Source organism: Amycolatopsis sp. CA-126428, assembly GCF_002904335.1.
In the GTDB taxonomy this organism is placed as follows: domain Bacteria; phylum Actinomycetota; class Actinomycetes; order Mycobacteriales; family Pseudonocardiaceae; genus Amycolatopsis.
Genome location: NZ_PPHF01000074.1, coordinates 712730 through 724738, shown reverse-complemented (window position 1 = coordinate 724738; position 12009 = coordinate 712730). Strand labels below are relative to the sequence as shown.

The following is a 12009-nucleotide window of genomic DNA, read 5'->3' as shown; positions in this document are numbered from 1 at the left end:
CTACCTCGCCGTCGCGGAGAACCCGGCGTAGTCACGCACGACCGGGACGGGCCCGGGATCAGGTGGTGGGTGCGGGGCCGCTCGACCAGGTGTCCGGCGGTGCGCTGTACTGCGACTACATCGGCCGGGCGGCCACCGAGGTCGCCACCGCGCGGACCGCTGTCGCGGGCCCGGCTTTGCTCTGCAGGCGCCCCGCGACGTGGCCAGCTACGTGCACTTCGACGCGCTGTACGAGGCCTACCTCGACGCCGCGCTGATCCTGCTGGACCCGGCCTTGGGCGTGCCGCTGGACAACGGCAACCCGTACGTGCATTCGGCCAACCAGAACGGCTTCGGCACCTACGGCGGGCCGCACCTGCTGTCGCTGGTGACGGAGGTGGCCACCCGGGCACTGAAGGCGGTGTGGTTCCAGAAGTGGTTCGTGCACCGCCGGTTGCGGCCGGAGGCCTTCGGTGGCCGGATCCACGCGCACCTGTCCGGTCTGCGGGACTACAGCATGATCGACAAGGACTTGCTGAACTCGGAGGCGCTCAAGCGAATCAACGAGAAGTTCGGCTCTTTCCTCCTGCGGATGACCATCTGAGTGCGACCCGTGGGCCGTCCGGGCCAGGAGAGCGGCCTACGGGTGCCCTTTCCCTGCCGGCGAAGCTCCGCAACGTCCATCGCCGCCTCCCGGCAGCCGGCGGGTCACCACCCGATCGGCATCCGCTGCGCGCCGCGTACCGGCATCTCGATCTTCCACACGATGTCCCCGGCGATGTGAAGGCCGGGCAGCTTGGCCAGCAGCGCCCGCAGTCCTTCCTGCAGCTCGACCCGGGCCAGCGGCGCGCCGAGGCAGTGATGCACGCCGTGTCCGAAGCCGAGGTGCTGGTTCTCTTCCCGGTCGAAGTGCAGTTCGCCGGGATCGGGGAACTGCCGGGGATCCCGGTTGGCCGAAGCGAAGTTGACCACGACGGGTTCTCCCGCCCGCACCAGCACGCCGCCCACTTCGATGTCCTCCGTGGCGTAGCGCGGGAAACCGGGCCCGTAGCTCAGTGGCGTGAACCGCAGCAGCTCCTCGACGGCGGCGGGCACCAGGTCGAGGTCGGCACGCAGTTCGGCCAGCCGCTCGGGGTGCGCCAGCAGCACGACGACGAAGTTGGGGATGTGCGACGCGGTGGTTTCGTGCCCGGCGACCAGCAGCCCGAGGCACATGTCGATCAGTTCGAGCTCGGAGAGCCGGTCGTGTTCGTCACGGGCCTCGATCAACGCGGTCATCAGGTCGTCGGCGGGGGCCGCGCGCCGGGCGGCGATGAGCCCGCTCGTGTACTCGCGGAACTCTTCCCGGTTGGCCGCGAACTGTTCTGCGGTGGTCCGGTTGGTGGACAGGAACGCGTCGCTCCACGCCCGGAACTTCGGCCGGTCGGTCACCGGCACCCCGATCAGCTCACAGATCACCGCAACCGGCAGCGACAACGCGAAGTGCTCCACCAGGTCGACCGGCGCACCTCGGGCCGTCATCGCGTCCACGAGCTCTTCGGCCAGCTCACGGATCCGCGGCCGCAGTTGCGCCACCCGGCGCACGGTGAACGCCTTGGCCACCAGCTTGCGCAGCCGGGTGTGGTCGGGGGGATCCTTCACGATGATCCCGGCGTCCAGCTTGACCGGCCCCATTCTCGGGACGTCGGCCTCGACGGCCATGGCGCGGCTGAACCGCTGGTCACCCAGCACGAGCCGGACGTCGTCGTAGCGGACGGCCAGCCACGCGGGCTCACCGTAAGGCAGCCTGATCCGGATCATCCCGGGTGTGTCGCGCGCCTTCGCGTAGGCCGGGTCGACATCCAGCCCCGCCGCGGAGCCGAACGGGTAGGCGACGGGTTCGAGCTGCGTCATACCGCTCATCCTCCGGGTGTATCGGGCGATCCCGGACCGGAAAACCGCTGATCGGCGCAAGTCCGCCTCATCCGGCCTCGTAGCCGGACAGGCGTGGTCGCGGGCGATGAGCTCGAGTTCCGGACGGTGTCGAGGTTCGGCACCGTCTTGTGCGCGATCCCGGCTTCCGAACGCCCCTCGGCGGCGAGCTGCGCGACCCGGGGCTGGGGTGCAGCAGCCGCCCCGGGCAAGACTGGCTTTACCGGCCGGCGGACAGGGCCGGATGGGCGCGGATCCGTTCGGCGAGTTCCTTGGCTTCGCGGGAGTTCTGGTAGGGCGGGGTGTCCAGCGTGGCGCAGATGTCGGACAGGCGCGTGGCCAGGTGGGCGACGCCGGCGGTGGCGGACGTGCTGATCACCGGGTCGAGCGCGACGTCGGCGGCGTCCAGTTCCCGCGTGGCCAGGTACCCGTCGGTCATCTCCAGCCGGGTGGATGCTTCGCCGCCGTAGCGGCGGCTGCGTTCGGCGTCCGTCGAGTACAGGTGCAGTGCGCGCTCGGCGGCTTCGATCGCCAGCACCGGCTGGCCCACCTGCACCCAGGCGCCGGCGTTGCAGAAGGACTGCCGGGCCTCGTCGAACCCGAATTCGCCGCCGACGAGGTCGTGCAGGTCGTCGGGCTCGGTGACGTGGTCACGCGCGTGGTGTCCCATGCCGATCACTTTCCGGGTCTCGCGGACGTCGCCGAGGTGGGCCCAGGCGCGGCTCTCGATGTTGCACAGCCGCACGAAGCCGGTGCCGTGCCGCAGGTGTTCGCGGCCGGCCTTCGCCAGGTGTGCCGCCTCCCGCGGGTTTCCCGACCAGAACGCGATGAGCGCCTGGGTGCCGCGCAACCACGCTTTGAGCCCGTCGTGGCCGATGACTTCGGCGTAGACCCAGGCTGCGCGCGACTGTTCGGCGGCGGCACCGTAGCAGCCCAGCTCCATGCTGGCGTTCGCCAGCAGCCCGCACGTCTGGCCGGCGAGCAGGTAAAGGTGCGACTGCTGAGCCGGGTGGGCGCGCCGCTGCAGCAGCTGGAAGACGCGATCGCGCACACGGACGAGCTCGCCGAAGATCTCGGCGGGTTGGGTGAGGATGGAGGTGCGCGCGAGTTCGACGACGTCGTGGTCCAGCTGCTCGAGCGTGATCGCGCCGACCTCGGTGACCTCGGCGCGTTCGGCGTGCGCGCCGGAGGCGTGGGCGGCGGCGCGGACCGCGGCGGCGGTGAGCTGTCCGGAATCGGTTGCTGGGGGAGCGGCCACCGCTTCGGACGGCGAGAGCTGCTCGAGCACGAGCCGTTCCGGCTCCGGCAGCAAGGGCAGTTCGTCCTCGCCGAGGAGGGCGCGGGGCACCGTGCCGTAGACCTGGGCGAGCAGGGCGAGGACGTGCACCGTGGGGCGGATGCCCCGCTGCGGCCATGCCTCGTATTCGCTGATCCGTTTGCCGGTCATCGGCGCCCGGCCGTCGCCGAGCTGGTCGTTGCACCGGTCCGCGACGGCTGTCTGGGACAGGCCGTGGGTGTACCGCCAAGCCTGGCGCGGGTTGAACCGCCAGCGACCGGTCATCTCGGCCGCGATCCGGGCCGGGCTGAAGCCGCCGGCGAGCAGCTGGTGCCGGAGCCGCTCGCGCTCCGGCTTGCTCCCGGGCTTCGACCCGCTCGTTCCCATGACGCCGCTCCGAGACCGCCCAAGTGACCCACACCACCGCCGACGGTCGATCACCGTAGCGCATCTCCGCTTCCGCCACAGCACCGCCGGATCACGCGGAAACTCCGGCGAAAAGTCCCATCCGGCGGGAATCCGCTCGGCCGGGTCGATCGGGAACGCTGGTCCGCTGCACCGAACAGAGTGGAGAACCTGTGTCCCGTCTTCGCGACAACGCTGGTACCGGCCCGCGGAGGCGGTCATGACCGTGCGCTGGGTCGAAAGCGCCCGCGGGACACCGGATGATCGCGTCCGGTCGGCGCAGGCCGCGCCCGTCCGCGCGGCCGCCCCGGCCGCCCCGGCCGACCGGCCCGCCGAGGCCGCCCGGCGAGCCGCGGACGAGCGGGATCGCCGGTGACCACCGTCGAAGAGGGGTTGCACGCGCTCATCGCCCGCGGGTTCCGGTTCCAGTACCTCGACGACCAGCGTGGCGAGCTGGCGATCCTCGTGGGCACCTATGGGTGGCCGGCGTTCAGCGACCGCATCGAGATCCACGGTGAACACGAGGCATCGGCGGTCCGGACGAGGGCCGATTCGGCCGAGGAGGCCGTGTGGAGCCACCGCGGTGGCACTCTGTCGGTGATCGCCGCCCTGCTTGCGCTGCCACCGCCGCACGAGCCGCCGGCACCGGACTGGTCCTTCGCGGACGATCGCGGACGCGGCGGCTCCCGGTGACTCGCGGTCGCAGCCGGAGACCTGGGCCATGTCGCGATAGCCGGGGATGATCCGGCTGCCGCCCCGAAGTGCTAGCACGAGGACGATCACGGCAGTGTGCTCCGTCCGCGGCACAAGGCCAGTTCGGCGAGGACGGCGGCGCCGTCCGGCAGGACCGCGTCGTCGAACTCGGCCAGCGGCGAATGGTTGTCCGTGGTGCCCCCGCCCCCATCGTCGTGCCGGGGCGGGCCGTGAACACCCCGTGCGGCACGGCGGCACTGAACACGTGCAGCGCATAGGCTGCCTCCGGTCGCTTCCCGCGGCGTCCAGCACGCCCTCGGCGATCATCGCGGCCGAGCCGTTCCAGCCCTCCTCGCCGGGCTGGAACATGAAGATCACGTCCCCGGGCAACGCGTGTTGCCTCGCCGTGAGCACGTGCGCGGCGCCGACCAGCATCGCGGTGTGCAGGTCGTGTCCGCACGCGTGCACGACACCGTCGACCCGGGACGCATAGCCGAGTCCGGTGCGCTCTTGCACGGACAGGGCGTCCATGTCCCCGCGCAGCAGCACAACCGGACCCGGCCGGTTCGCTCGCAGCACCGCGGTCACGGAGCTCAGCGTTTGCCCGAGTGACACCTCAAGTGGCAGGCCGTCGAGTGCGGTGCGCACTTTTTCCTGGGTGCGCGGCAGGACTCGTCGAGGCCGGATTCGCCCGGGTCACCGCCTATCCCGAAGTCAGGCTGTGGGCGCAGGACCACTGCAACGCGTTCATCGAACTGGATCTCCGGCCGACCGCCCGCGCGCACGCGGTGGAGGTGCTGTGCCGTGTCCCGCAGATCGCCTCGATCTCGATCGTCAGCAGTGGCCGGGATCTGTTCCTGACCGTGCTGACTCCCGATCTGTCGACGCTGTCCCGGCTCGTCTTCGAGAAGCTTCAGCGACTTCCCGGGCTACGCGGGACGCGGACCCACGTGGTCACCACCGTCTACGGCGAGGGCAACCACTGGCGGCTCGATGCGAGATGATCGGCGGCGGCCTGCTGTCCCTGCGCTGCGAGGTCGCCCAGCCCAGCACCGGATGGCCCGTCGCCGCGACCACCGGAGCGGACAACCTGGTGATGACCCTGTGGCTGCGCTCCCTCGGCGACGTTCAGCGCCTGGAAGCGGAACTCGCCGGAAAACTTCCCGCGCTCACCCTCACCGACCGGGCCGTCACCCTCCACGCCGCCAGACAGATGGGCTGCCTGCTCGACGACACGGGCCGGATCACCGACGTGGTGCCCATCGATCCGTGGGCGTCGTCGTAGCGGTCGGTCAGGACCGGATGAACTCCAGCAGGTCGGCGTTGATCGTGTCGGCTTCGGTCGTGGGCATGCCGTGGGGGAAGCCCGCGTACGTCTTCAGTGTGCCGTTCTGCAGTAGTTCGGCCGACAACGGTGCGGAGTCGGCGTAGGGGACGATCTGGTCGTCGTCGCCGTGCATGACCAGTGTCGGGACGGTGATCTTCTTGAGGTCTTCGGTGAAGTCGGTCTCGGAGAACGCGGCGATACCGTCGTAGTGGGTCTTGGCGCCGCCCATCATGCCCTGGCGCCACCAGTTCTGGATGATGGCTTCGGACGGCTCGGTGCCGGCTCGGTTGAAGCCGTAGAACGGGCCGGACGGCAGTGCCCGGTAGAACTCGGAGCGGTTCTTCGCGAGCTGGGCCCGGAGGTCGTCGAAGACGCTCTGGGGCAGGCCGCCGGGGTTGGCGTCGGTCCGCAGCATCAGCGGCGGGACCGCGCTGACGAGCACCGCTTTGGCGGCTCGCGATTCGCCGTGCCGGGCGAGGTGATGCACGACCTCCCCGCCGCCGGTCGAGTGTCCGATGTGGACGGCTTCGTGCAGGTCGAGGTGCGCGGTCAGCGCGGCGAGGTCGTCGGCGTAGTGGTCCATGTCGTGACCGTCGCCGACCTGGGCGGATCGGCCGTGGCCCCGCCGGTCGTGGGCGATGACGCGGTAGCCGTGCCCGAGGAAGAACAGCAGCTGGGTGTCCCAGTCGTCCGCGGACAGCGGCCAGCCGTGGCTGAACACGATCGGCTGCCCGGTGCCCCAGTCCTTGTAGAAGATCTCGGTACCGTCATCGGTGGTGATCGTCGGCATGTGTGCCTCCGTCGTTCGAACGAGGTGTTCCCGCCGCCGCCGGCGACAGCCACGACCCTACGCCGCCGGGAGGGCCGGGGATGCGGTTCCGGTACTCGCCGGGCACTTCCGGGCCGAGCGCCCGGCCGGCGGCGGCACCCGGCTGGATGTGGCCGGTCCCGGTGCCCTGACTCCGGTGCTCACCCGTCCGGGTGCCCGGGCCGCGGCGGCGGTGGATCCGCGATCCCGTCGGCGGGTTCGAGCCCGAGAACGGCGAGCAGCAAGGCGCAGTCGTCGGCGTCGTTCGCCGCCGACGCCACCACCCGGGCACCGTGATAGCGCTGCTCGTCGGTGAGGTCGAACCCGGTCTCCGCGAGTGGTCGTAAGGCCGTGTGGCGCCTCATCGGCGCGGGAACGGGCGTAGGTCACGGGGGCTTCGAGAAGTCGCGGTGGTCATCGATCCTCCGCCGGTATCGGCCGCTTCCGGTGGCACCGCCGGGGGCCGGGCGGACGCACGCCAGCAGCTGACGCGGCGTCAGCGCGGCCGGACTCTCCATCGTAGCCCCGACGGCGGCGCGGCGAAGGCGGTGCGGACGTCACCCCGGTCCACCACCCGCCCGGATGACTACTTCGCGAGCCGCCTGGCGGTGTCGCGGCGTAACCGGCGCTAATACTGATTCAATCAGGCCACAAGATGACGCTCGAGCATTTGCTCGACCTCGCAGGTTGAGGTGACCGCCTGGCGTGCACGTCTGTCCACAGTGGAATTTCTGGGCCGTTTCTGGGCCGTATGAGGATCGGTCACAACCGGTACGCACCGGTCCTGACCAGTCAAAAGCCCGAGATGGCCGAAGGGGTGCCCGCGGCCCGATCGGGCTCCTTGGCACCCCTCGGCGCACCTCTTGAACAGTGATGCGTCAGCGGTTCGCCCACCAGGTCTGGCCGGCTTCGGGCAGTGTGGAGATCGGGTCGTAGTACGGGTACCGCCGCTGCAAGGCTTCCGGGTCGTCGAGCTCAATACCGGTCCGGTAGTTCTTCGTCCAGTACGAGATCCCCAGCTCCCGGTCGTAGTCGGCCAGCTGGTGCACCCAACGCTTCCCGACATAAGGCACATCACACACGATCCGTGGCGTCGCATACCCCGGCAGGTACCCCATGATCGAGTGCTGCAGTTCCTGCGCCTCCCACACCGAAACCCGCCAGTGCTCGGCGTTCGGGATCATGTCACACATATAAAAGTAGTACGGCAGGATGTTCGCTTCCCCTTGCAGCGCAAAGCAAAGGTCCAGCAGAGCCGCCGGCGTCGCGTTGACGCCGCGCATCAGCACGCCCTGGTTGCGCACGTCCCGCACCCCGACGTTCAGCGCCGTCTGGGCCGCCTCCGCCACCAGTGGGGTGACCGACTGGGCGTGGTTGACGTGCGTGTGGATCGCCAGGTTGACGCCGCGCCGCTGGGCGGTGACCGCCACTCGCTCGAGGCCTTCGACGACCTTCGGCTGGAGCCAGTGCTGCGGCAAGGCCGCCAGGGCCTTCGTCGCCAGGCGGATGTCGCGGACCGTTTCGATGTCCATCAGGCGCATCAGGAACGACTCCAGCTGCGGCCACGGCACGTTGGCCACGTCACCGCCGGACACCACCACGTCGCGGACGCCCGGGGTCTTCTTCAGGTACGCGATCATCGCGTCCTGGCGGTCGACCGGCTTGAGCGTCAGCTTGTGCTTCTCGACCGTCTCCGTCGAATTGCCGACCAGGTCCATGCGGGTGCAGTGGCCGCAGTACTGGGGGCAGGTCGAGATCATCTCGGCCAGCACCTTCGTCGGGTAGCGGTGGGTCAGGCCCTCCACGACCCACATCTCGGCCTCGTGCAGCGAGTCGCGCTCGGAGTGCGGGTGGCTCGGCCAGGTGGCGTCGCGATCGCTGCGCACCGGGAGCATGTAGCGGCGGATCGGGTCGGCGTAGAACGCCTCGGTCACCTTGGCCGGGTCGGTGCCCGCGGTCGGGGCCATCGTGTTGAGCATCTGCGGGGGCAGCAGCATCGACATCGTCGCCAGCTCGCGCTGGTCGGCGAGCAGGTCGTCGTAGAAGCGTTCCTCCAGCAGGTCGCCCATCAGGGCGCGCAGCTGCTTGACGTTGCGGACGCAGTGCACCCGCTGCCACTGCGCGTCACGCCACTCGGCGTCGGTCACGTCGTGCCAGCCGGGGAAGCGGCGCCAGTCGGGTTCCACCAGCTCGGCGCGGGCGTACTCGTAGGGCTGGTCAAAGGCGGCGGCAGGCGTCACAGGTTCCTGGATCGCAGTCACTTGTACTCCTAGTCGTCGGGAACGCGTTAAAATATCCTGTCACAACGTTCTCACGGAGTAAATCTTCCTGCGTGCCGGGTCGCCGTCCCCCACGTGGACGCAGGAGGCAGACTCAGGGCTGTGACGGACGAACACACCACGCTCCTGCTCGGCGGGCGCATCTACACCCCCGCCGGTCCCGACGCCACGGCGATGGCGGTCACCGGCGGCACCGTGGTCTGGGTCGGGCAGGACGCCCCGGCCCGCACCCTGCACCCGGACGCCGAGATCGTCGACCTCCACGGTGCCTTCGTCGCCCCCGCGTTCGTCGACGCGCACGTCCACGCCACCGCCACCGGCCTGCACCTGACCGGCCTCGACCTCACCGGCGTCCGCGGCGGCGCCGACCTGCTGGCCCAGGTGCGCGACGCCGCCGTGCCCGGGCAGGTGCTGCTCGCCCACGGCTGGGACGAGACCACCTGGACCGACCCGCGCCTGCCCAGCCGCGCCGAGCTCGACGCCGCCGCCGGGGGCGCGCCCGTCTACCTCAGCCGCGTCGACGTCCACTCCGCGCTCGTCTCCACCGCCCTGGTCGAGCTGGCCCCGGCCGCCCGCGCCGCCGACGGCTGGTCGCCCGACGGCCCGCTGACCCGCGCCGCCCACCACGCCGTCCGCGCGGCCGTGCGCGCCGCCATCACCCCCGAGCAGCGCGAACGCGCCCAGCGGGCGTTCCTCGCCGAGGCCGCGCAACAAGGCATCGCGAGCGTCCACGAATGCGCCGGCCCCGACATCTCCGGCCGCGACGACCTCGCCGCCCTGCTCGCCCTCACCGGACCGGACACACCCGAGGTCGTCGGGTACTGGGGCGAGCTCGGCGCCGTCGGCACGGCGCGCGAACTCGGCGCCCGGGGCCTGGCCGGCGACCTGTTCGTCGACGGCGCCCTCGGCTCCCACACCGCCGCCCTGACCCGGCCCTACGCCGACCACCCCGGCGCGGGCACCCTCTACCTCGACGCCCACCGGATCGCCGGGCACCTCACCGCCTGCACCGAAGCCGGGCTGCAGGCCGGCTTCCACGTCATCGGCGACGCCGCGGTCGCCGAGGTCGTCGAAGGCTTCCGGCTGGCGGAGAAGGAGGTCGGGCAGCGCGCACTGGCCGCCCGCCACCACCGGCTCGAGCACCTGGAGATGGTCACCGCCGAGCAGGCCAAGCAGCTGGCCGGCTGGGGCGTGGTCGCCTCGGCGCAGCCGCTGTTCGACGCGCTCTGGGGCGGCCCCGAAGGCATGTACGCCGAACGCCTCGGCGCGGACCGCGCTGCCGGGCTCAACCCCTTCTCGGCCCTGGCCGCCGAAGGCGTCCTGCTCGCCTTCGGCTCCGACGCACCGGTGACCCCGCTCGACCCGTGGGCGAGCGTCCGCGCCGCCGCCTACCACCGGACCCCGGGCGCCGGCCTGTCGCCGCGGGCGGCGTTCACCGCCCACACCCGGGCCGGGCACCGCGCGGCCGGCGTCAACGACGGCGTCACCGGCAGCCTCGTCCCGGGCGCGCCGGCGCACTACGCGATCTGGGACGCCACCGACCTCGTCGTGGCCACCCCCGACAGCCGCGTGCAGCGCTGGTCCACCGATCCGCGGGCCGGGGTGCCGCCGCTGCCCCGGCTCGAACCGGACGCCGCCCTCCCGACGTGCCTGCGCACGGTCCGCGCGGGTGACGTCCTCCACGACACCATCACCTAGAGTTCTCGGTTGTGGCAGTCACCGTGGCGGACCCCGAACCGGGCGCCCAGCACCAGCCCGCCCGCACGCGGCGGTTCCCCCCGTCCTGGCTGCTGCGCACGGCCGCCGCGCTGGCGTCCGGATTCGCCTATTACCTGAGCTTCGCGCCCCGCCCGCTGTGGTGGCTCGCGCCGCTGGCCTTCGCCGGGCTGGCCCTCGTGCTGCGCGGACGCCGCTTCCGGGCCGGCTTCGGCTACGGCTTCGCGTTCGGGTTCGTGTTCTTCCTGCCGCTGCTGACCTGGCTGCTGGACTTCCTGGGCCCCGACTTCGGCCCGTGGCCGTGGCTGGGCCTGTCGTTCGCGCTGGCGCTCTACCACGGCCTGGCGGGTGGCCTGGTCACGCTGGTTTCCCGGCTGCCGGCCGCGCCGCTGTGGGGCGCGCTGGTGTTCATCGCGCTGGAGACGCCGCGCGCGTGGTTCCCCTTCGGCGGCTTCCCGTGGGGCCGCGTCGCCTTCAGCCAGCCCGAAGGCGCGTTCCTGCCGCTCGCCTCGATCGGCGGCGCCCCGCTGGTCGGCCTGGCCGTCGTCCTCACCGGTTTCGGCTTGGCCACCCTCGCCGCCCGGCTCCGGGACGTGCGCAAGGTCACGCGGCCGGTGGTCTTCGCCGCCCTCGCCACGCTCCTGCCCCTCGTCGCGGGCCTGGCGCTGTGGCCGGCGATCGGCACCGGCGCGCAGGACGGCGAGCGCACCGTCGCGACCGTCCAGGGCAACGCCCCGGACATCGGGCTCGCGCTGCAGGGACAGCGGACCGTGCTGCGCGACAACACCCTCGCCGAGAGCCGGCGGCTGCTCGCCGACATCCGGGCCGGGAAGGTGCCCAAGCCGGACCTGGTGGTGTGGCCGGAGAGCGCCACCACCGTCACCGGTCCGGACCTGGAGGTCGACCAGCTCGTCGCGAACTTCGGCGTCCCGGCGCTGATCGGGGCGATCTACCGGCTGCCGGACGGGCACCTGCAGAATTCGGTCCTCGCCTGGGACCCGCGCACCGGCCCCGGCGTGCGCTACGCCAAGCAGCAGCTGGTGCCCTTCGGCGAGTACGTCCCCGCTCGCAAGGTCGCCCAGCTCGTCACGCCCTTCCTCGACTCCGAGACCGTCGACATGGTCCCCGGCGACGGCGCGAACCAGACCATGGCCGCCGCGGGCACGAAGGTCGGCGTGTTCATCTGCTACGAGACCGCGTTCGACTACCCGGCTCGTGACGCCGTGCGCGAGGGCGCCGAGCTGCTCGTGGTGCCGACGAACAACGCCTGGTACGGCGAAAGCGAGATGAGCGTGCAGCAGCTGGCCATGTCCCGGCTGCGGGCGGTGGAGCACGGCCGGGCCGTCGTGGTGTCCGCCGTCTCCGGGGTCAGCGCGATCGTCGCGCCCGACGGGACGGTGACCAGCTCAACCGGCCTTTTCACCGCGGATTCCCTGGTCGGGCGCGTCCCGCTGCGGACGCAGACTACGCTGTCGGATCAACTAGGTGCGTGGACGGAGTACGGGCTGCTGGCTCTGGCGATCGCCGGGGTGACCGGTGGGCTCGTACTCCGTTTTCGCACCCGGCGCACCAGCGCCGGCACGGCAGGGGAAGCGGCGGACTGACCGCCGCGGAT

10 protein-coding genes are annotated in these 12009 nt (G+C 71.5%); 5 read left to right on the top strand and 5 right to left on the bottom strand.

The genetic code is table 11. From position 1 onward, the window contains the following. Positions 1-199: 199 nt before the first annotated feature. Positions 200-583: a hypothetical protein gene (locus C2L58_RS21650; protein ID WP_233225836.1), complete on the top strand. Its 384-nt coding sequence runs from the start codon at positions 200-202 to the stop codon at positions 581-583. Positions 584-687: 104 nt separating this feature from the next. Here the strand turns inward: C2L58_RS21650 and C2L58_RS21645 are convergent, their stop codons facing one another. Continuing rightward, positions 688-1872, bottom strand: a complete 1185-nt coding sequence (locus tag C2L58_RS21645) for a cytochrome P450 (protein ID WP_146073640.1) — start codon at positions 1870-1872, stop codon at positions 688-690. Between the two features lie 238 nt (positions 1873-2110). Beyond that, positions 2111-4795: a M20/M25/M40 family metallo-hydrolase gene (locus tag C2L58_RS21640; protein WP_233225849.1), complete on the bottom strand. Its 2685-nt coding sequence runs from the start codon at positions 4793-4795 to the stop codon at positions 2111-2113. Positions 4796-4899: 104 nt separating this feature from the next. Here C2L58_RS21640 and C2L58_RS50520 point away from each other — a divergent pair, with 104 nt between their 5' ends. Further along, the gene (locus tag C2L58_RS50520) at positions 4900-5268 is read left to right on the top strand and encodes an Lrp/AsnC family transcriptional regulator (RefSeq protein WP_233225835.1); all 369 of its coding nucleotides are present in this window, start codon (positions 4900-4902) and stop codon (positions 5266-5268) included. Next, positions 5265-5549, top strand: a complete 285-nt coding sequence (locus tag C2L58_RS50515; protein ID WP_233225834.1) for a hypothetical protein — start codon at positions 5265-5267, stop codon at positions 5547-5549. The genes C2L58_RS50520 and C2L58_RS50515 overlap by 4 nt, the downstream gene beginning before the upstream one ends. A gap of 7 nt (positions 5550-5556) precedes the next feature. Here the strand turns inward: C2L58_RS50515 and C2L58_RS21630 are convergent, their stop codons facing one another. The 3 genes from C2L58_RS21630 to C2L58_RS21620 form a co-directional block, all read right to left on the bottom strand. Then, the gene (locus C2L58_RS21630; RefSeq protein ID WP_103339405.1) at positions 5557-6381 is read right to left on the bottom strand and encodes an alpha/beta fold hydrolase; all 825 of its coding nucleotides are present in this window, start codon (positions 6379-6381) and stop codon (positions 5557-5559) included. Positions 6382-6560: 179 nt separating this feature from the next. After that, positions 6561-6764, bottom strand: coding sequence for a hypothetical protein (locus C2L58_RS21625; protein ID WP_103339404.1), 204 nt, complete (start codon positions 6762-6764; stop codon positions 6561-6563). Between the two features lie 513 nt (positions 6765-7277). Then, a complete protein-coding gene (locus C2L58_RS21620; protein ID WP_199191354.1) occupies positions 7278-8660 on the bottom strand; it encodes a KamA family radical SAM protein in 1383 nt (460 codons plus the stop codon). A gap of 120 nt (positions 8661-8780) precedes the next feature. Here C2L58_RS21620 and C2L58_RS21615 point away from each other — a divergent pair, with 120 nt between their 5' ends. Together C2L58_RS21615 and lnt are read left to right on the top strand one after the other, a co-directional pair. Further along, on the top strand, positions 8781-10376 hold the full coding sequence (locus C2L58_RS21615) for an amidohydrolase (RefSeq protein WP_103339402.1): 1596 nt from the start codon (positions 8781-8783) through the stop codon (positions 10374-10376). A gap of 11 nt (positions 10377-10387) precedes the next feature. Next, on the top strand, positions 10388-11998 hold the full coding sequence (gene lnt, locus C2L58_RS21610; RefSeq protein WP_103339401.1) for an apolipoprotein N-acyltransferase: 1611 nt from the start codon (positions 10388-10390) through the stop codon (positions 11996-11998). Positions 11999-12009 lie beyond the last annotated feature (11 nt).